Origin of the sequence: Nonomuraea ferruginea, from assembly GCF_039540635.1 — a bacterium.
GTDB classification, from domain to species: domain Bacteria; phylum Actinomycetota; class Actinomycetes; order Streptosporangiales; family Streptosporangiaceae; genus Nonomuraea; species Nonomuraea ferruginea.
The window spans coordinates 236,721-255,916 of sequence record NZ_BAABFD010000005.1 but is presented as its reverse complement, the minus strand read 5'-3'; the positions used below and the strand labels follow the sequence as shown (position 1 = coordinate 255,916).

At 70.2% G+C, this 19,196-nt stretch carries 17 protein-coding genes and 1 pseudogene; 6 read left to right on the top strand and 12 right to left on the bottom strand.

Features of this window, described 5'->3' with window-relative positions:
• Window positions 1–158: 158 nt before the first annotated feature.
• The 3 genes from ABD999_RS12120 to ABD999_RS12110 all read right to left on the bottom strand — a co-directional run bounded on the left by ABD999_RS12120 (window position 159) and on the right by ABD999_RS12110 (window position 2,955).
• The gene (locus ABD999_RS12120) at window positions 159–1,397 is read right to left on the bottom strand and encodes a GNAT family N-acetyltransferase (RefSeq protein WP_271275047.1); all 1,239 of its coding nucleotides are present in this window, start codon (window positions 1,395–1,397) and stop codon (window positions 159–161) included.
• A 12-nt stretch (window positions 1,398–1,409) separates the two neighbouring features.
• Window positions 1,410–1,745 carry an ArsR/SmtB family transcription factor gene (locus tag ABD999_RS12115; protein ID WP_271275048.1) on the bottom strand — a complete coding sequence of 112 codons (336 nt, stop codon included), beginning with the start codon at window positions 1,743–1,745 and terminating at the stop codon, window positions 1,410–1,412.
• A 289-nt stretch (window positions 1,746–2,034) separates the two neighbouring features.
• Window positions 2,035–2,955 (bottom strand): TetR/AcrR family transcriptional regulator, encoded by a 921-nt coding sequence (locus ABD999_RS12110; protein WP_271275049.1) that lies wholly within the window; start codon window positions 2,953–2,955, stop codon window positions 2,035–2,037.
• A 20-nt stretch (window positions 2,956–2,975) separates the two neighbouring features.
• On the opposite strand from ABD999_RS12110, the pseudogene ABD999_RS12105 reads away from it, so the two are divergent.
• Window positions 2,976–3,578, top strand: a pseudogene (locus ABD999_RS12105) (pyridine nucleotide-disulfide oxidoreductase); the annotation flags it as partial.
• Here the strand turns inward: ABD999_RS12105 and ABD999_RS12100 are convergent.
• The 4 genes from ABD999_RS12100 to ABD999_RS12085 are packed head-to-tail and all read right to left on the bottom strand — an operon-like array spanning window position 3,568 to window position 6,118.
• Window positions 3,568–3,960 (bottom strand): arsenate reductase ArsC, encoded by a 393-nt coding sequence (locus tag ABD999_RS12100; protein ID WP_219547287.1) that lies wholly within the window; start codon window positions 3,958–3,960, stop codon window positions 3,568–3,570. The pseudogene ABD999_RS12105 and the gene ABD999_RS12100 sit on opposite strands and share 11 nt — an antisense overlap.
• Window positions 3,953–5,023 carry an ACR3 family arsenite efflux transporter gene (gene arsB / locus ABD999_RS12095; protein ID WP_271275050.1) on the bottom strand — a complete coding sequence of 357 codons (1,071 nt, stop codon included), beginning with the start codon at window positions 5,021–5,023 and terminating at the stop codon, window positions 3,953–3,955. The genes ABD999_RS12100 and arsB overlap by 8 nt, the downstream gene beginning before the upstream one ends.
• Before the next feature lie 30 nt (window positions 5,024–5,053).
• On the bottom strand, window positions 5,054–5,395 hold the full coding sequence (locus ABD999_RS12090) for an ArsR/SmtB family transcription factor (RefSeq protein ID WP_271275051.1): 342 nt from the start codon (window positions 5,393–5,395) through the stop codon (window positions 5,054–5,056).
• A 48-nt stretch (window positions 5,396–5,443) separates the two neighbouring features.
• The gene (locus tag ABD999_RS12085) at window positions 5,444–6,118 is read right to left on the bottom strand and encodes an arsenate reductase ArsC (RefSeq protein ID WP_333485684.1); all 675 of its coding nucleotides are present in this window, start codon (window positions 6,116–6,118) and stop codon (window positions 5,444–5,446) included.
• A gap of 261 nt (window positions 6,119–6,379) precedes the next feature.
• Here ABD999_RS12085 and ABD999_RS12080 point away from each other — a divergent pair, with 261 nt between their 5' ends.
• Entirely contained in the window at window positions 6,380–6,628 is a 249-nt protein-coding gene (locus tag ABD999_RS12080) for a CBS domain-containing protein (protein ID WP_271275052.1), read from the top strand.
• On the opposite strand, the gene ABD999_RS12075 is transcribed toward ABD999_RS12080, so the two are convergent.
• Entirely contained in the window at window positions 6,574–7,560 is a 987-nt protein-coding gene (locus ABD999_RS12075; RefSeq protein ID WP_271275053.1) for an NAD-dependent epimerase/dehydratase family protein, read from the bottom strand. The genes ABD999_RS12080 and ABD999_RS12075 overlap by 55 nt on opposite strands.
• Window positions 7,561–7,742: 182 nt before the next feature.
• On the opposite strand from ABD999_RS12075, the gene ABD999_RS12070 reads away from it, so the two are divergent.
• Window positions 7,743–8,174 (top strand): MarR family winged helix-turn-helix transcriptional regulator, encoded by a 432-nt coding sequence (locus ABD999_RS12070; protein ID WP_271275054.1) that lies wholly within the window; start codon window positions 7,743–7,745, stop codon window positions 8,172–8,174.
• A gap of 223 nt (window positions 8,175–8,397) precedes the next feature.
• Here the strand turns inward: ABD999_RS12070 and ABD999_RS12065 are convergent, their stop codons facing one another.
• Together ABD999_RS12065 and ABD999_RS12060 are read right to left on the bottom strand one after the other, a co-directional pair.
• Window positions 8,398–10,803: an ABC transporter permease gene (locus tag ABD999_RS12065; protein ID WP_271275055.1), complete on the bottom strand. Its 2,406-nt coding sequence runs from the start codon at window positions 10,801–10,803 to the stop codon at window positions 8,398–8,400.
• Complete coding sequence (locus ABD999_RS12060) at window positions 10,803–11,534, bottom strand: ABC transporter ATP-binding protein (RefSeq protein ID WP_378525290.1); 732 nt, start codon at window positions 11,532–11,534, stop codon at window positions 10,803–10,805. Before ABD999_RS12060 ends, ABD999_RS12065 begins: the two co-directional genes overlap by 1 nt.
• A 116-nt stretch (window positions 11,535–11,650) precedes the next feature.
• On the opposite strand from ABD999_RS12060, the gene ABD999_RS12055 reads away from it, so the two are divergent.
• A complete protein-coding gene (locus ABD999_RS12055) occupies window positions 11,651–12,325 on the top strand; it encodes a response regulator transcription factor (RefSeq protein ID WP_271275056.1) in 675 nt (224 codons plus the stop codon).
• The gene (locus ABD999_RS12050) at window positions 12,318–13,391 is read left to right on the top strand and encodes a sensor histidine kinase (protein WP_271275057.1); all 1,074 of its coding nucleotides are present in this window, start codon (window positions 12,318–12,320) and stop codon (window positions 13,389–13,391) included. The genes ABD999_RS12055 and ABD999_RS12050 overlap by 8 nt, the downstream gene beginning before the upstream one ends.
• A gap of 253 nt (window positions 13,392–13,644) precedes the next feature.
• Here the strand turns inward: ABD999_RS12050 and ABD999_RS12045 are convergent, their stop codons facing one another.
• On the bottom strand, window positions 13,645–14,409 hold the full coding sequence (locus tag ABD999_RS12045) for a VOC family protein (protein WP_271275058.1): 765 nt from the start codon (window positions 14,407–14,409) through the stop codon (window positions 13,645–13,647).
• Between the two features lie 460 nt (window positions 14,410–14,869).
• On the opposite strand from ABD999_RS12045, the gene ABD999_RS12040 reads away from it, so the two are divergent.
• Window positions 14,870–15,385 (top strand): hypothetical protein, encoded by a 516-nt coding sequence (locus ABD999_RS12040; protein ID WP_271275059.1) that lies wholly within the window; start codon window positions 14,870–14,872, stop codon window positions 15,383–15,385.
• 169 nt (window positions 15,386–15,554) lie between these two features.
• Here the strand turns inward: ABD999_RS12040 and ABD999_RS12035 are convergent, their stop codons facing one another.
• Window positions 15,555–19,121 (bottom strand): nSTAND1 domain-containing NTPase, encoded by a 3,567-nt coding sequence (locus ABD999_RS12035; RefSeq protein WP_271275060.1) that lies wholly within the window; start codon window positions 19,119–19,121, stop codon window positions 15,555–15,557.
• Between the last annotated feature and the right edge of the window lie 75 nt (window positions 19,122–19,196).

The window sequence follows — 19,196 nt, the reverse complement described above, 5'->3', positions numbered from 1 at the left end:
AGGGGTGCGTGGGGCGGGGGACGACCCGTCGTACACGACATGGGCTGCACCAGGGTGGACCACCCTCGCTTTGTCAAGGGGGAGCACGCATGCTCACCACCCGGCTCGCCGTGCTGGATCGAGCTCGACCGTCCGCACCTGGAGACCGCGAAACGGTTCTACGGCGGTCTGTTCTTGGTTGCGGGGCTGCGGCGCTCAATCAGCAGGACGTTCCGCCAGACGCCGTGGTGGCGGCCGATGCGTTCCCGGGTGCCGACCACCCGGAAGCCGAGCGCCTGGTGCAGGGCCAGGCTGGCGGCGTTCTCGGCGAAGATGCCGGACTGGATCGTCCAGATCCCGGCGTCCTCGCCGGCGGCGATGAACGCCGACAGCAGCGCCCGGCCGATGCCCTGGGCCTGGCATCCCGGGTGGACGTAGACGCTGTGCTCGATCACCCCGGCGTACACAGGCCGGGCCGAGACAGAGGAGGCGGCCACCCAGCCGAGCACCTGGCCGGTGCCGGTGTCGAAGGCCACGTAGCGCAGGTGGGGGAGCCTGGCCGCGGTGAAGCCCTCCCAGCTCGGGGCGGTGGTCTCGAAACTTGCCTGGCCGGTGTCCAGTCCGGCCTGGTAGATGGCCAGCACCTGGTCGGCGTCGTCGTCGCGCATGGGCCTGATCTCCGTCCCCGGCGGGGCGGCGGGCTTGGCGGCCTGGACGATCGCCGAGTGCACGCCGTCGCCGTGGCCGGCGGTCAACGTGATGTGCACGTCCATGAACCCCGATGCGGCCAGCAGCCGCCGGTACTCCGCCACCGGCAGCGCCCCGGCCGCGCAGCCGACCCGCTCTTCGACGGCCGCCCGCCGATCGGGGTCCGGTTCGCCGTCCGTCACGACGTCGCTGACGCCGAACCGGCCGCCCGGCCGCAGCACCCGGAACGCCTCGGCCAGCACCGCGGCCTTGTCGCTGGACAGGTTGATGACGCAGTTGGAGATGACCACGTCCACCGACCGGTCCGGCAGCGGCACCCGCTCGATCGTGCCGTGCAGGAACTCCACGTTGCGCGCGCCCGCCTGCTCGGCGTTGCGGCGGGCCAGGGCCAGCATGTCGGCGCTGGCGTCCAGCCCGTAGGCCTTGCCGTGCTCGCCGACGCGACGGGCGGACAGCAACACGTCGATGCCGCCGCCCGAGCCCAGGTCGAGCACGGTCTCACCGGGCCGCAACTCGGCGACGGCCACCGGGTTGCCGCAGCCCAGACTCGCCCGTACCGCCGCTTCGGGCAGCAGGCCGAGGTCGTCGTAGCCGGCGGCGCCGAATCGGCCCTGGTCGAAGGCTTCGGGGCCGCAGTCGGCGACCGTCCGGCCGGCCGCGGCGTCGCGGGCCAGCGCGGAGTAGCGCCTGATGATCTCCTCTTGCGCCATGGCATCGCTCCTCTACTCGCAGGTGGGCGGGGCCGGGGCGGAGTTGCCCATGACCACGTCGGCGGCGGTCGGGAAACAGCTCACGCAGACCTCGTTGATCCGGTACAGGCCGGCGGTGCCCCGCCGCTCCATCAGCACGAACCGCACCTCGGCCAGAATCTTCAGATGGTGCGAGACGGTGGACTGGCCCACCCCTGAGGCAGCCACGATCTCGCCCACGCTCATCGGCGCGCGCCGCCGGGCCAGGAGCGACACGATCTGGATTCGCGTCGCGTCTGCCAGTGCCTTGAACCAGCTCGCGTACTCTTCGGCCTCCGCGCGCGGCAGCGGTCCCGTTTCCTCGCTCATCGTTAATCGACGATAATAGATCAAAGGGAAGAGCGAAAGCCCTGGGAAGCACGTTCGTCGAACTTGCGCCGGCCGCGCCATGCCGGTGGCGAGGACAAAGCGCGTGACGCATCGCCTGCATCACCCACGAACAAGGCGCGACCCTTGCGTCATGAGCGTCCCCGTGTGGCTTGAGTACGTCAACGCCGGAGGCACCGCCGTGGCTCTTCGAACTGGACGTTCTCGCCAAGCTCGCGGAGCGCCACTGAGCCGGTCACTGGTTCGCGACTTCGGCGCCCGGCCGCTGATCTCACCCGGTGCGTGCGAGCAGGAGAGCCTGGCAGGCGGCAAGAAGATCGCCAGACAGATCACCCCGTTCGCGCAGATGGTCGATCCGGGCGAGGTCGTTGATGGTGGTGAAGACCGCGTGCACGACGACCCGGGCCTCAGCTTCGATCAGCTCGGGTCGCTCGGCGGTGAGCAGGTGCACCCACTCGCTGACGTAGTCGTACTGGAGGCGCCGGATCGTGTGGCGTTGCTCGGCAGGAAGGTGGATCACCTCGGTGATCAACGTGCCGGTGAGGTGGCTGTGGCTGACTGTCAGGTCGATGTAGGAGCGCAGCAGCAGGTCGAGAGCGTCCCGGGGGCTGGTGGCGGTGGCGAAGGCGCGGGAGGCGTCGAGCTGCAGGGCGTCGGCGGCGCGGGTGAGCGCGGCCACCAGGAGGTCGGACTTGGCGGTGACGTGGTTGTAGATGCCCGCGCCGCTGATGCCCGCGGCAGCGCCGATGTCCTCCATGCTCACGGCCTGGTAGCCGCGCTCGTTGAACAGCCGGGCGGCCGCGTCCATGAGGACTTCCCGGCGGGAGGCGCGAGCCAGCCCCGGGCGCGGTTGATCGGACGGGGTCGCGCCGGCTGACGGGCCCGGCGCCTGGGGCAGGGCGACTTCGGTGAGGGTGCTGCCCATCGCGTGCAGCAGGTCTTCGAAACGGGCGCGCGGCAGGGTCACCGAGTGGTGGGACGGGCTGGCGAACGTGGCGAAGATCGCCCACACCAGCAGGTCGGCGTCGGCGGGGGAGAGGCCGGGACGGGCAGCGACGAGGGTCGTCGCCGCACGGGCCGCGATGGAGCGAAAGCGGCGGCGGAGCTGGTCGCGCTCGGGCACCGGGAGATTGCGGGACTCCCGCTGCCACAGCACACCGAGGTCGCGCCGGTCCAGCGTCAGGGCGGCCATGGCGCGCAGGAGGCCGTCGAGGCGAGCAACTCCACACAGTCGACCACCGGGATCCGGAGCCCTTCCGCGGCCGTCATGTGGTGATCGTCGGTGGCGGTAACTCCGCGGCCCAACTGCTCGCCGACATCTCCACGGTCACCACGACGACCTGGGCGACCCGGCGGCCGCCGCGCCTGCTGTCCGACGAGCTCGACGGCCGCGCGCTGTTCGAGCTGGCCACTCGCCGCCACCGCGCCGCCCTCGCGGGGGAGACCGTCCCGGGTATCGGAGACCTCGGCGACATCGTGGCAGTGCCGCCCGTGCGCGAGGCACGTGAGCGGGGCGTGCTCAAGGCCGAGCCGATGTTCACGCGCATCACCCCGAGAGGCATCGCCTGGGCCGACGGCAGCGAACTGGCCTGCGACGTCATTCTGTGGTGCACCGGGTTCCGGCCCGCGCTCGGCCATCTGGCACCGCTGCGCCTGCGCGGTCCCGACGGGCTCATCCCCACCGAGGGCACCCGCGCCGTCGGCGAGCCCCGGCTGCACCTGCTCGGCTACGGCGACTGGACCGGACCCGCCTCGGCCACCCTCATCGGCGCCGGCCGGACCGCGAGAGACACGGTCGCCCAGATCAGCCGGTGAGCTCGGTGATGAGCTTCTCCACGCGGGCGCGGATGTCGTCACGGATCGGCCGGACGGCCTCGATGCCCTGACCGGCAGGGTCGTCGAGCTTCCAGTCCTCGTACCGCTTGCCCGGGAAGATCGGGCAGGCATCCCCGCAGCCCATGGTGACCACCACGTCGGATGCCTCGACGGCCTCGGTGGTGAGGACCTTCGGCTGTGCGGCGGCGATGTCGACGCCGACCTCCCGCATCGCCTCGACGGCGATCGGGTTGATCCGGTCCGCCGGGGCCGAGCCGGCCGATCGGACCTCGATCCGGTCGCCGGCCAGGTGCGACAGCCACCCGGCGGCCATCTGGGAGCGGCCGGCGTTGTGCACGCACACGAACAGGACGCTAGGCATGAACGGTCTCCTCGCCTCGGAACAGTCGGCGGCCCCACAGGCTGACGTAGACGAGCGCGACCAGCACGGGCACCTCGATCAGCGGCCCGACCACCCCGGCCAGCGCCTGCCCGGAGGTGACACCGAAAACGCCGACCGCGACCGCGATGGCCAGCTCGAAGTTGTTGCCCGCCGCGGTGAAGGCGAGCGTGGTGGTCCGCTCGTACCCGAGGCCGATCATGCGGCCGGCGAGGAACGAGCCACCGAACATGAGGAAGAAGTACGCCAGCAGGGGAAGGGCGATACGGGCCACGTCGCCGGGCCGGGAGGTGATCGTCTCGCCCTGGAGTGCGAACAGGATCACGATGGTGAACAGCAGACCGTACAGTGCGACGGGGCCGATCCTGGGCAGGAAGCGGGACTCGTACCACTCCCGGCCCCGAGCGCGTTCGCCCAGCTTGCGGGAGAGATAGCCGGCGATCAGCGGGATGCCCAGGAAGATCAGCACGTACTGGGCGATGTCCCACATCGAGACGTCCAGCGCCGCCCGCGACAGCCCGAGCCAGCCGGGCAGAACCTGCAGATAGAACCAGCCGAGGGCGCCGAACGCGACCACCTGAAAGATCGAGTTGAGCGCGACCAGGACGGCGGCGGCTTCACGGTCGCCACAGGCCAGGTCGTTCCAGATGAGGACCATGGCGATGCACCGGGCCAGGCCGACAATGATCAGCCCGGTGCGATATTCCGGCAGGTCGGGCAGGAGGGCCCAGGCCAGGGCGAACATCAGAGCCGGGCCCGCGACCCAGTTGAGGACCAGGGAGGCCGGCAGCATCCGGCGGTCGGCGGTGACGGTGTCGAGCCGGTCGTAGCGGACCTTGGCCAGCACCGGATACATCATGAGCAGCAGGCCGAGCGCGATGGGCAGCGAGATCTCACCGATCTTGACCGCTTCCAGGGCCGCGTCGAGGCCGGGCACCGTCCGTCCGAGCAGCAGTCCGGCGCCCATCGCCAAGCCGATCCACAGTGGCAGGAACCGGTCGAGCGTGGACAGGCCGCCGATGACCGCCGGGGTTCTGGCTGTCACGTCGGTCGATGACAAAGCCGCTTTCCTTCCTCAGACGGCGGCGGGGGTGTCGAGCAGGGCCGACAGTTCGCCGAGTCGTTCGGGCACCAGGCGGTAGTAGACCCAGGAGGCGCGGCGCTCGGAGGTGAGCAGGCCGACGTCCTTGAGCACCTTCAGGTGATGGCTGATCGTCGGCTGGGACAGTTCGAACGCGTTGGTGATGTCGCACACGCACACCTCGCCGCCCTCGTGACTGGCCACGATCGACAGGATGCGCAGCCGTACGGGATCGCCCAGCGCCTTGAACACCCACGCCAGGCCGGCGGCCTGTTCGGCGTCGAGCGGTTCGCGCGCCAGGGGCGGGCTGCACTGGAGCACCTCGAGTGGTTCCATCGCGTCTCCTCGCATCTGACATGGACCACTGTCTATATTGACAGACATCTATTGAGCCTCGATACCCGAGGTTCGGCTCGCTGGAATCTCGAGGTCGGCGAGGAGCCGGCGGACCCGGTGCTCGATCTCGTCGCGGATCGGCCTGATGTCCTCGACGCTCTTGCCCGCGGGGTCGTCGAGCTCCCAGTTGAGGTAGCGCTTGCCGGGATAGACCGGGCAGGCGTCGCCGCACCCCATCGTGACCACCACGTCGGCGGCGCGGACGATCTCATCGGTCCACGGCTTGGGGAACTCGCGTGAGATGTCGATGCCGAGCTCGGCCATGGATTCCATGGCCGCCGGGTTGACCTCGACGGCGAACTCTGAGCCACCGGACCAGCCCACGGCACGATCTCCGGCCGACTGCTCGAAGAAGCCCAGTGCCATCTGCGAGCGTCCGGCGTTGTGCACGCACAGGAACAGCACGATCGGACGACCGTCGTGATGTCCTTCGGCCCGGGCCAGGGCGTGCAGGCGCTGGCGGGCGAACCGCTCGGCGAGCAAGGGCAGGTAGTGGGGCACGACCGCTTTGCCGGCGAACTGGTCGTAACTGGTGTGAAGGAACCGCTCGATGGTCTCCGCGCCGAACGTGCCGGCGAACGCCTCGGCCAGGCGACGGGCGGCGGTGGCGAGAGCAAGCCGTTGGTCGACTGCGAGATCGCCTCGCTTGTGCGTGCTGGACATCGTTCACTCCCGAATGACATCGACTAACGTCTATATTGACCGAGGTCGATGTAGCATGGGCGAACGCGAGATGAACAGTAGAGCGCTCGCGCTTCTCGCCGAGTGAGGACGCAGCTATCTCCCCTGGGGTCTTGGGCGTCGTGCGCGGCGCCGACCACGCCCCCACCGGTGTCGCGCCCTACGTATGTGTGGATGGGGCCGTCTCAGGTGAGCCGGGAAGTCTGGTCGGCGCGTCATGCTGTCGAGGCTTGAGGATGCACTGTGCGCGCCCGTGACCTGATCATCGACCTTCCCGTGATCGACCTGAACGCATCCGTCGGTGACGCGGTGCGGCTGCTCGCCGAGCGGGATCTGCCCGGACTCATCGTGGTCGGCGACGACGGATCGCCGTACATGTCCTGCCGGGCACCGAGGTTCTGCGGCTGGCCCGCGAGTACGGGCTCTCCGTCGTCACCTCACGAGAAGCTCATCTCCGCCAGGCCCTTCTCCAGCGTCACGTCAGGCGAGTAGCCCAGCTCCTTCCTGGCGGCGGTGATGTCGTAGGAACGGTCACGGCCGGTGAAGCTGACGAGCCAGTTCGTCAGCGGCGGCGCCGTCTTCCGGCGAAGCAGACGTGCCGTGCGGTCCATCATCGCCGCCATGGGCGCCGCCATCGCCAGGGGGACGCTGCGGCTCTTGGACAGATCCACGCCGCGGGTCGCCAGCAAGGGAGTCAGGAAGTCTCGGATGGGCATCGGCGTGCCGTCCGTCACGTAGTAGACCCCCTTGTGGCGGCCCCGCGTGAGCGCGAGGATCGCGGCACTGGCCAGGTTCTCGACGTGGACGAAGTCGACGATGTGCTTGCCGTCGTCGATCCAGGCGAACCGTCCGGCCTCGGCGACCTCGACCATCTCGTTGATCGTCTTCATTCCGCGGCCCCAGATGAACGGCGGGCGGAGCACCACCAGCTCGGTCTTCCCGCTGCGGGCTGCCAGGAGCGCGCGCTCGGTGGCCAGCTTGACCCGGCTGTAGGCGATGTTCGGCCGGCCCTCCGGCGTCGACTCGTCGGCGACGGGACGGCGTTGACTGCCCGTGGAGACGGACGCGGCGCTGGTGAGCACGAAGCGTCGCACCCCGGCCGCGACGCTCGCGGCGTACAGGGCGGCCGTCGGCACGTGATTGGCCTGTTCGAAGAGCGAGTCGGGCCCCAAGAACTCCATGTACGCCGCGACGTGCACGACCGCGTCGGCCTCGCGCAGCTTGGCGAGCCAGTTCGGCGCCGGGGAGCCGGGCCGGCCGAGCTCGGCGAGATCGCCGGACACGGGTTCGGCGCCGGCCGCACGTACCCGCTGGATGCTCGAGCCCGATCTGGCCAGTGCCATGACCTCATGTCCCTCGGCGAGGAGGCGGTGGACGAGAGTTCCGCCGACGAAGCCGCTGCCGCCGGTGATGAAGATCTTCATGTGTTCACTCCTTGTGATTGAGCACACATTTATCGCGCGCCCTGGGGTTCTGAATGTGGCTCCGGCCACCTCGGGTGCATCGGCATCAAATAGTTTGATATCAATGCATCTACGTCTATGTAACCTCCCGTACGATGAGGGCGTCAAGTGGGAGGTGGGCGATGCCACACGCGGACAAGGGCGTGACCGCAGCACAGGTCGCCGACGAGTTCAGCCGTACGGCGAAGGTTCTCGTACGTCACTTCAACGAGCGTCTGGGCGAGCACGGGGTGTCGACACCGAGATCCCGCCTGGTGGTGGAGGTGGCGCGGTCGCAGCCGGTTCGTCTCACCGAGCTCGCTCTCGCGGTCGGCATCGCGCAGGGGACCGCCTCGACCCTGGTCGACGCGCTCGTCCGCGACGGACTGCTCGAACGCCAGACCAGCGCGGACGACCGCCGGTCCGTACTCCTTCGAGTGACGGCGCAAGGGGCCGCACTGGCTCAGGACTGGACGGCCGGCTATGAACTGGCGGCGGAAGAGCTGTTCAGGCCGCTCACTCCCGAGCAACTGTCAACACTGGTCGACATCTTGCGGACGCTCAGCGCCGACGAGGCGCCAGCCGCCGGCGACTGAAGAAGGCCTTGCCGGCGCGTGGATCGCCGGAGCGCCTCGCCGCCGATGATCCGCGATCGCGAAGTCGTAGGTTGTCCACGTCTTCCCTGAACCTCAGGTCATCTCTTCGTTGTCTGGCTATGAGTCGGTCGCGAAGCCTCCACGCACCAGGGTGGCTACAACTTCTCGGTCGCGATCGTCGAGTGCAGAGACAACACCGCTGCGGGTGATGATCCGTAGACCCTCAGTCGAGTGACAGTCCTGCGACCGGACTCACCCGGGCGGCCCGGCGTGCGGGGAGAACGGCGGCGAGGAGTCCGGCCAGGGCGGCGATGAGGACGACGACGCCGAGCGACAGCCAAGGGACGTGCATGGTGGCGTCGCGGAGGGCCGGTTTCACGATCGTCTCGCAGGCGGCCCAGGCGAAACCGACGCCGAGCACGGTGCCGAGCACGGTGGCCACCAGCGACAGCAGGACGGCCTCGGCCGCCAGCGTCCGCCGGAGCTGCCCGCGGGTGAGCCCGAGCGCGCGCAGCATCGCGTGTTCGCGGGCACGTTCGAGCACGGAGAGCCCGAGGGTGTTCGCGATCCCGATCAGGGCGATCACGATGGCGATGCCGAGCAGGCCGAGCGCTGACCAGGTGTAGATCTGCAGCTGCTGGTCCAGCGACTCCCAGGTGCGCAAACCGTTCTCGATCGTCGCGCCGACGGGATCGGCCAGCTCGTCCAGGTCGGCGCCGAGCCGAGCCGGGTCGGCGCCGGTGGAGGCGCGGATCCAGACGGCACGCGGCTCGGGGGCGTCGGTGAGCGCCGCCAGCGTCTCGGGCGCGACCACGCCCGCCGGGCCCCAGCCGGTGCCGACGGCCACCTGCAGCTGGGCCCGCCGGTCGCCGGCGCGCACCGTGACCCGGTCACCCGGCCGCAAAGTCAGGCCCTTGCCGAAGGCGTCGGAATCAATTCTGATCTTCCCTGGCTCGACCCGTGCGAACACTCCGCCGTCGCGGGCCACCTGCCCGGCGGCGGGCGCGGTGACGACCGGGATCGGGTCGTGGAGCCCGGCCACCTGGGCCACGGCGCCATACACGGGAATCGCCCGCTCCACACCGGGAGTGCGACGTATCCGGGTGAGGAGGTCAGTGGTGAGCGGACGCGTGGGCGAGGTGAGCGCGATGTCTATGGGGTGGTCTCTGCCGATCTGCTCGTTCAAGGACGTACGCCATGTGGCCATCCCGGTGAGTACGGCGATCGTCAGGGTGACGCCGACCAGCAGGGAGGCGGTGGTGGTGGCAGTCCGGCGCGGATGGTGTGCGGCGTTCTCGGCCGCGAGCCGTACGGTGGGGCCGAGCGGCGCGCCCGCGATCCGGACCAGGCGGGGGACTAGCACCGGACCGAAGAGCAACACCCCGGCGAACACCGATCCTCCGCCTGCCAGCATGAGCGCCGTGCTGCTCCTGTCCATCGCCACCCCCAGCAGGGCCAGTCCGATGACCAGCAGGAGCACGGGCCGCGCCAGGCCGGTGCGGGTGCGCGCGTCCACCCCGGCGTCCGGGCGCAGCGCCGCCAGCGGGCTCACCCGGATCACGCGCCGGGTCGGCAACCAGGACGCGACCATGGTGACCGCCAGGCCGACGGCGAACCCTCCCAGCAGCCAGGGCACGGGCAGCTCGGCTGCGCCCATCGGCACGGCGGACGCGAGGGCGTCGATCAGGGCGATCAGCCCGTAGCCGAGACCGACGCCGACCAGTGTCCCGGTCAGCGACGCGAGCACGCCGACGACGGCCGCCTCGCGGCGTACGGAACGCACCACCTGCCGCCGGGTAGCCCCGATGCAGCGCAGCAGCGCGAAGTCGCGGAGTCGTCGCGCGAACAGGATGGAGAAGGTGTTCGCGATGACGAGGATCGAGACGAACAGGGCGATGCCGGCGAACAACAGCAACATCACCGACAGGCTGTCGACCCTGTTCTGCACGTGGGTCAGCCGCTCAGCGGTGAACGCCTCCGGCGACAGCGCCTTCGCGCCTCCAGGGAGCGGGCCCACTTCGCCACGCACCGCCACCGAGCCCAGATGGAGGTGGTCGCGCCACAGCATCAACTGGGGCCAGGTGACGTACATCGAGGCCTGGGCCGGGGGAGAGGGCGACTCCACGAGACCGACCACCTGGACGTCGGCCGCGGCGGCTCCCACCCCGATACTGATCCGGTCGCCGACCGCGAGGTCCTCGGCCAAGGCGGTATACACGTCCACCGCGGCCTCGCCCGTACGCGCAGGGAAACGGCCCGAGCTGAGCTCCTGCCAGCGCCACACCTGCGAGGTGGCGATCGGCCCTACCGTCGTCGTGTCCGAGAGCTGCCGGCCCCCGGCGTGCGCCGGAAGCGTCGCCCGGCCGATCGCGGACGCGTTCTCGCCGTGCCGCTCGGTGAAGGCGATCACGGCCTCCGGGTCCAGCTCGGACGACGGCCACCCCTCGGGGGAGACCACGTGCTCGGCATTGCGGTACGGCGCCCCCAGTCCGTCCATGAGCCCGCTTCGCGCGCCGGACGTGAGTATGCCGACCACGACGACGAAGGCGACGGCGACGGTGACCGCGACCGCCGCCGCGACGTACCTGCGGCTGTACGTGCGCAGCGACGCGAGGAAGACGGCACGCATCAGGCGATCCGCCCGTCCTGCATGGTGACCACGTGGTCGGCGTACGCCGCCGCGTCCCGCTCGTGGGTGACCATCACGACGGTCTGGCCGAGTTCGCGTGCCGAGCGGCGCAGGTGGTCCAGCACCTCCGCCGACGTGGTGCTGTCCAGGTTTCCCGTGGGCTCGTCGGCGAACAGCAGGTCCGGCTGTGTGATCAGGGCGCGCGCGATCGCGACCCGCTGCTGCTGGCCGCCGGACAGCTCCGCGGGCCGGTGCGCGAGCCTGTCGGCCACGCCGAGGATGTCGGAGAGCAGGCGGACGCGTTCCCGCGCCGCGTCGTCGATCCGGCGGCCGCCCAGTTCGAGGGGGAGCACGATGTTCTCGCCCGCGGTGAGCATCGGCAGCAGGTTGAACGACTGGAACACGAAGCCGACGTGCTCTCGGCGGAAGATCGTGAGCGCGTCGTCGTCTAGCGATCCGAGGTCGGTGCCTGCCACCGTGACGGTGCCGCCGCTGGCCTGGTCGAGTCCGGCCAGGCAGTGCATCAGCGTGGATTTACCCGATCCGCTCGGGCCCATGATCGCGGTGAACCCGCCTCGCGGGAGGTCGAGGTCGATGCCGCGCAGTGCATGGACCTGGGTTTCGCCCCGGCCGTAGGTCTTGGTCAGGTTCCGCGCGCGGGCGGCCACGGCGCCTGGGCTCGCGGCCGTCCCGGAAAGCCGCGGGGCCGGGTCATGTCGTGAGCCGGTCACTGCCGGGTCCTCGCTTCGCTGTGGGCCATGCCCGCAGTCAAGGCGGCGCGGTGTTGTCAGCACGTATGCGGTTTCCGATACGCCGGCGATACGCCCGGGCTCCTAGCATCGAGTGCATGCGTGTGTTGATCGTCGAGGACGAGCCCTACCTGGCAGAGGTCATCCGCGACGGGCTGCGCCTGGCGGCGATCGCCGCCGACATCGCCGGTGACGGCGACACCGCGACGGAGCTGCTGAGCGTCAACGCCTACGACATCGCCGTCCTCGACCGCGACATCCCCGGCCCCTCCGGCGACGAGATCGCCAAGCGCATCGTGGCCTCGGGCAGCGGCATGCCCATCCTCATGCTCACCGCCGCCGACCGGCTCGACGACAAGGCCTCCGGGTTCGGGCTCGGGGCCGACGACTACCTCACCAAGCCCTTCGATTTCCAGGAGCTCGTGCTCCGCCTCCGGGCACTCGACCGCAGGCGTGCGCACAACAGGCCGCCCGTACGCGAGATCGCCGGCCTGCGCCTGGACCCGTTCCGCCGCGAGGTCCACCGCGACGGCCGCTACGTCGCGCTCACCCGCAAACAGTTCGCCGTGCTGGAAGTCCTCGTCGCCGCCGAAGGCGGTGTCGTCAGCGCGGAAGAACTCCTGCGGCGGGCGTGGGACGAGAACGCCGACCCCTTCACCAACGCCGTCCGCATCACGGTCTCGGCGCTGCGCAAACGGCTCGGCGAGCCGTGGCTCATCGCCACCGTGCCCGGCGTCGGCTACCGCATCGACGCGGGAGACGAGGGTGGATAGGGCGCGCGGGATGAGCGTCCGGCTCAAGCTCACCCTCAGCTACGCCGGGTTCCTCATGCTCGCGGGCGCGTTGCTGCTCGCCGCCGTGTGGGTGTTCCTCCTGCGGTACGTGCCCGACGGCTGGCCCGCCCTTCTCTACGTGGCGCCCAACCGCATCCTCCTCCTGGGAGCCTTCGCCCCCGCGGCGGCCGCGGTGATGGCGTTCCTGCTGGTGTTCGGCCTGCTGGGAGGATGGATTCTCGCCGGACGCATGCTCGCCCCCCTGACCCGCATCACCGACGCCACGCGCATGGCCGCGAACGGATCGCTCTCCCACCGGATCCGGTTGCCCGGCCGCGCGGACGAGTTCCGCGAACTCGCCGACGCCTTCGACGCCATGCTCGTACGGCTCGAAGCACACGTCGCCGAGCACCAGCGATTCGCGGCCAACGCCTCACACGAACTCCGCACCCCGCTGGCGATCTCACGGACGCTTCTCGACGTGGCCCGCCGCGATCCCGACCGTGACACCGGCGAACTCGTCGAACGCCTGCACGCCGTCAACACCCGGGCGATCGACCTCACCGAGGCGCTCCTCATGCTCAGCCGCGCCGACCGGAGATCCTTCGTACGGGAACGCGTCGACCTGTCCCTGGTCGTGGAAGAGGCCGTCGAGACACTGCTCCCGCTCGCGGAGAAACGCGGTGTCACCATCGAGACCTCAGGTGAGATCACCCCGGTTGAGGGGTCGCAGGCGCTCCTGCTGCAACTGGCGACGAACCTGGTGCACAACGCGATCGTGCACAACCTGCCCGTACAGGGAACCGTGTGGATCAAGACCGGCATCGGCCCCGAGGCGCTCACCGTCGAGAACACCGGCGAGAAGCTGTCTCCAGAGGTGGTCCCGGCACTCACGGAACCGTTTCAGCGCGGCACGGGAAGAGTACGCGACGACCACGCGGGCGTCGGACTCGGCCTGGCCATCGTCAAGAGCATCACCCACGCGCACGATGGAACACTCACCATCGTCGCGCGCCCCGCGGGCGGGCTCGGCATCGCCGTTCAACTACCCGCGTGCAATCGATGAGCTGCGACTGCGGAAACCAATCGCCCGTCGATCAGCGTCGCCTGTCGATACCGGACGTGAGTACGGACTTCGGGCGGGAGGCTGTTCCCGGTGCTGCGAGCACGGCTCACGCCCCAGGCGACGAGGGCCGGCAGTGCGGTTCCGCCCAGCCCGCCGGCCCGACCGGCACCGCACGTGGCCAGACACTCGCCGGTGGCCCGCCGCTCCGGGCAACCGGTCAAGATCCGCGCGGCCGCACTGGGGTGGCGGTGCGTCAGCCGGAGCTGGTGATGACGGCGAAACGGGCACCGTGCGGATCGGACAGGGATGCCATTCGGCCCACGCCCTTCACCTCCTCCGCCGGGCTGCGGACCGTGCCGCCGAGCTCCTGGCACCGGGCCACTGCCGCGTCGCAGTCGGGCACTTCGAAGTAGGTCAGCCAGTGGGGCCGGTCGCCGGGTGCGAGCGGCGCCAGACCTGCCACAGACCAGCCGGTGCCCGGCGCGCTGCCGAACGGAGAGATCAGCTGATAGGTCACATCACCCATCCGCGCGTCCTCGAACCGCCAGCCGAAGACAGACTTGTAGAAGCCGCGGACGGCTGAAGTGTCGGACCCGTGGAGCTCGATCCAGGCCATCGAGCCAGGCTCGTTGACCAGGTCCACGCCCGGCACGTCGCCGGGCAACCAGATCGCGAACTCGGCGCCGGCCGGATCCCTGAACCGTGCCATCTGTCCCTGGGACGCCATGTCCACCGGCGGCATGAGGACGGTGCCGCCCGCCCGCTCGACCGTCTGGCTCGTGGCCTCGCAGTCCGACACCAGGAAGTAGGGGGTCCAGGCAGTGGTGACCGCCTCTCCCATAAGCGCGCCGATTCCCGCGACGTTCCTGCCGCCGAGCTGGCAGAAGGCGTATTCGGGCACCTGCTCCTCGAACTCCCAGCCGAACAGGCCGCCGTAGAACCGTTCGGCGGTCTCCAGGTGCGGGCTGTCGAGCTCGACCCAGCACGGTGAGCCGGGCACGAACCGGGTGGTGAGCATCGGTGCTCCTTCATCGCCATGTGAGGGTGGACAGCCTCGCGGAGCGGGAGGCAACTCCACTCGTGGCTCCAAGCGTGGCATGACTACCTGCGAAGACACGGGTGACACGCTTTCCCGAGAAGAGGTACGAACGATCACGTATACAGGCCGGCGCCTACGGCGGGCAGCAACGTCGGGAGCGCGGCGATGATCATTCTCATTTCTCTGGGGAGCACGTATCCGGCCTTGTGTGGCCGGCTCGAAGCAAAAGGGCGAGCCGGCTCATGCCGACCTGATCTTCAGGACGCTCCTTGTGGCGTGCAAGTCCCCCACAAGATCAATTGATCATGATGGGCCCGTAACCATAACGGGAGGACATGTCATGCGCGCTCGCGTAGGTTTGACGGCCGGAGTGCTGGCGGGACTCTGTCTCGGGGCGACAGGGATGGCCGTGGCGTCAACGCAGAACACGGACACAGGAGTGATCACCGCCTGTGTGCGGGAAGACGGGACGGTCAGGATCCCCCCGGGGGCCCTGCCGCAGTCGACAGCGCCGCAGTCGATCGCCACGGTAAGCCCCACGCCGTTTCCCACCAGCGGAGGCGTCTGCGGGGTCCGTGAGCGGGAGATCACCTGGAACCAGTCCGGCCCGGTCGGCCCCGCGGGCCCGCAGGGAGACATCGGTGCCCAAGGACCACAGGGGGATCGCGGGGCTCCCGGTCTGTCGGAGGTGGAGACGGTGATGGGGTCGACGGTGTCCATCGCCCCCGGCGGTTCCGATAACTCCACCGCGCAGTGCCCGCCGGGCAAGATCGTCATCGGGGGCCGGTACCAGCTGCTTGAGGAGACCCGTGAGCTTTACAGTGATGCCGAGGTCCGGATCCCGGACATGGGTACCGGTCCCTTCAACACGTACTGGCACGTGCGTGTGAGTAACGTGAGCGACGAGGTGGTCCGGATCCGGCCCTGGGCGACGTGCGCGAAGGTCGGCCAGTAGCCGAGCCGGCAACGGCTGTAACGCTGGGTGGTGGCCGGCGGTGTGGCCGAACAGCTCCTGGACCTCGGCCGGCGGCACCCCGGCATCGGAAGCGGCGGTGGCGGCGTCGCTCTCGCGGTGTACTGGGATTCGCGCTGCTGAGCCAGCGTGGCCCTCTTCGGCAGCCTCCTCAGCCGTGGTCATCGGGGGAACAGAGCACTGGCTTCGGCCATGTCGGCACGTATCTGTGCCATTCCTGGTCGGACAGGTCGGAGCGGGTGGCCGCGCATACCTGCCCGGCCACCCGCTCCGGATCGGTGGTCCACAGCAGGACGTCGCCGGTGACTCCGCCGGTCATCAGGCCGTTCGGGGTGTACGCGACGCCTGCGAAGCCGGTGCCCGCGCTGAGGATCGTCGTCGTCGACCGATCGGCCGTGTCCCACAACCGGACTGTCTTGTCCAGGGATGTGCTGGCCAGTTCGCGGCCGTCCGGGGAGAAGGCCAGTTTGAGGACTTCGCCGGTGTGGCCCGTCAGCGTGGCGATCAGCCTGCGGCCGGGGATGTCCCACAAGCGAACGGTCTTGTCGTCACCCGCGCTGGCCAGCAGCCTTCCGTCAGGGCTGAAGACGACGTCACGCACCACGCTGGTGTGGCCTGTCAGCGGCTCCCCGGTCGCGGTCCGAGTCGTCACGTCCCACAGGCGGACCGTCTTGTCGTTGGCGCCGGTGGCGAGGGTGCGGCCGTCAGGGCTGAACGCGATCCCGGTCACGGAGTTCGTGTGCCCGGTGAGCGGCGCCCCGGAGGGCGAGCGAGTGGTGGTGTCCCACAGCCGGACGGCCATGTCCATGCCCGCGGTGGCCACCAGGCGTGCGTCAGGGCTGAACGCCAGGCCGCGGACCCAGTCGACATGCCCGGTGAGCGGCTTGCCTATCGGTGCGCGGCTCGCGGCGTCCCACAGCCGCAGCGTTCCGTCCCAGCTGCCCGTCGCCAGGATCCCGCCTTGCGGGCTGAACGCCATCGCACGCACTTCGGCGGTGTGCCCGGTGAGGGGCGCTGCGAGGGGTGCGTGGGTGGTGGCCGCCCATAATCGCACCGTCCGGTCATCGGCCGCGGTGCCCAGGACGTGACCGTCAGGGCTCACCGCCACGGCGTAGACAGCGTCGGTGTGCGCGGGCATGAGGTTCTCCCGCAGGGGCCAGATCAGTGTCATGCCGTCCGAGTCGCCGCCCGCGAGCGCGGAGCCGTCAGGGCTGAAGGCGATGTTCAGGACACTGCTCGTCGATCCGATGAGTGCGGTGCCCCGCTGCCGTCCGCTGGTGATGTCCCAGATCCGCACCGTCTTGTCCCAGCCGCTGGAGGCCAGCGTGCGGCCGTCCGGGCTGAACGCCACGCCGTACGTGACGTTGGTGTGCCCGGTCAGCGGGCCGCCGACCGGGGTCCTGGTCGCCACCTCCCACAGGCGCACTGTCTTGTCAGCGCTGGTCGAGGCGAGAAGTTCGCCGTCCGGGCTGAACGCGACACCGTTGGTGACGTTGGTGTGCCCGGTCAGCGGGCCACCGGCCGGGGTCCGGGTCACGACGTTCCAGAGGCGCACCGTCTTGTCGTTGCTCGATGTGGCCGCCGTGACGCCGTCGGAGCTGAGCGCTATCCCGGTGATCGGACCCCTGTGACCGACCATCGGCTCGCCGACCGCGGTCCGGCGGACGGTGTCCCAGGTCCGCAGGACGCCGTCGGCGCCGCCGGTGACGAGCAGACGTCCGTCGGGGCTGAACGCTATCCCGGTGATCGGCCCCGTATGCCCGGTCATGGGCTCACCGAGCGGTGCCCGGCGGGCGACGTCCCACAGCCGTACGGTCCGGTCGTAGGAGGCGGTCGCCAGGACGGATCCGTCCGGGCTGAACGCCAGGCCGTTCACCACCGCGGTGTGACCGGTCAAGGGGGCACCGGCCTGGGTTCGGGTCGCCAAGTCCCACAGGCGCACGGTCGCGTCTCCCGCCGAGGTTGCCAGGATGCGGCCATCCGGGCTGTACACCACGTCGCGTACCTCGCCGGTGTGCCCGCGCAGCCGGGTGGGCAGCGGGTACGCCTGGGTGCTGATCAGGCTGTCACGAGTGGCCGCGACGTCCGGCGCCGTCCGCCACGCGGCGAGGCTGAGCTGGGCGGCACGCAGGGGATCGGTCTCACGCAGCGCGGTGGCCTCGGCGACCAGTTGACGCGCGACCGCCACCCGGTGCTGGTCGCGGGCGTCGGCACGCTGCTGCAGAGTGATCACGGACGCCGTGGCGAGCAACGTCACCACCGTCGCGGTGGCCACCCGCAGGTGAAGCGTGCGCCGTCTGCGGGATCGGGCCTGCGTGTCCCGCGAGTGAATCGCGGCGTCGAGAAACTCCCGTTCGCCGGCGTTGAGGCGGACCGCCCGGTGCGCCGGGCCGGCCCACGCCAGCACCTGGTCGAGCTGGGTCGCCCGGTAGAGCAGCTCAGGGTCGCGTCCGGAGGACTGCCAAGCCTGGGTCGCGTCCGTGAGCTTGCGATGGAGCAGCACACTTTCGCGGTCGTCGGTGAGCCAGCGACTCAGCCGGGGCCAGGCGCGGATCAGCGCCTCGTGCGCGACCTCGACGCTGTCGGTGCCGATGACGACGAGCCGGGCGGCGGCGAGCTTGTCCAGCACCCGGTTCACGGTGCGGGGATCGCCGACGGTGGCCAGTTCGCCGTGGCGTGCGCGGCGCCGGGTGTCGCCGATGCCATCGCCGAGCGCGGTCAGCCGCACGAAGACCTGGCAGGCCACCTCCTGTTCCGTGGCGTCGAACTCGGCGTAGAGGCGCTCGGCGGTCTGGGCGAGGGCGCCGTGCACACCGCCGCACACCTGGTAGCCCGCCTTGGTCATGGTGTTGTTGCGCCGGTGCCGATAGGTCTCCAGTAGCGCGTGCGACAGCAGCGGCAGCCCGCCGGGTTCGTCGGTGATGTCGGCGATCATGGTCGCGACGAGTTCCCGCTCGATGGTCAGCCCGGCCATCGCCGCGGGCTGGGTGATCGCGGAGCGCAGCTCGTCCCGGGTCATGGGGCCGACGAGCACCTGGGCACCTTGCCCCAGCACCTCCAGCAGGCCGGGGTGGGTCGCGCAGTGCCCGTAGAAGTCGGCGCGGACACCCAGGACGACCTTGGCCACCCGGCCAGGTCCGCGAGCGGCGTCAAGCAGGACGTCGATGAACTCGGCCCGTTCGCCCGCGTCCGGGCACAGCGTGAACAACTCCTCGAACTGGTCGACCAGCAACAGGACCCGGGTTCCGCCGGTGGGGTCGGCATGGCGCAGCGCCCGGTCGAGCCAGCCGGGTTCGCCGCGGCCGGGTTCACCGCCGCACAGCTCCGCGACGGCGCGGGTGAGCTCCCGTAGCGGCTGCCCGGTGGGCGTCAGCAGAACCCAGGACCACTCGTGCCCGGAGAACGCGGGATGCGCCCGGGTCGCGGGAACGAGACCCGCGCGGATCAGCGAGGACTTCCCGCTTCCCGACGCGCCGAACACCGCGACGACCGGCGCCTGGGCGACCTGGTGGACCAGGCGCTCGACCAGGCTGGCGCGCCCGAAGTATCGATCGGCGTCCTCGGGCTGGAACGCGGCCAGGCCGAGGTAAGGCGACGCGCCATCACCGGCCGGATCCGTCCGGTCGCGTGCCGATTCCTCGGCCAGCGCCCGGTAGCGCGTCTCCCATTCCCGGCGATCGCCGCCGCACGCCTGCACATATGCCAGCGTGACCGTCAACGACGGCAGTGTCCGCCCGCCGGCCGCCTCGGCCAACGCCGTCGCCGAGTAATGCGCACGTTTGGACAACTCCCG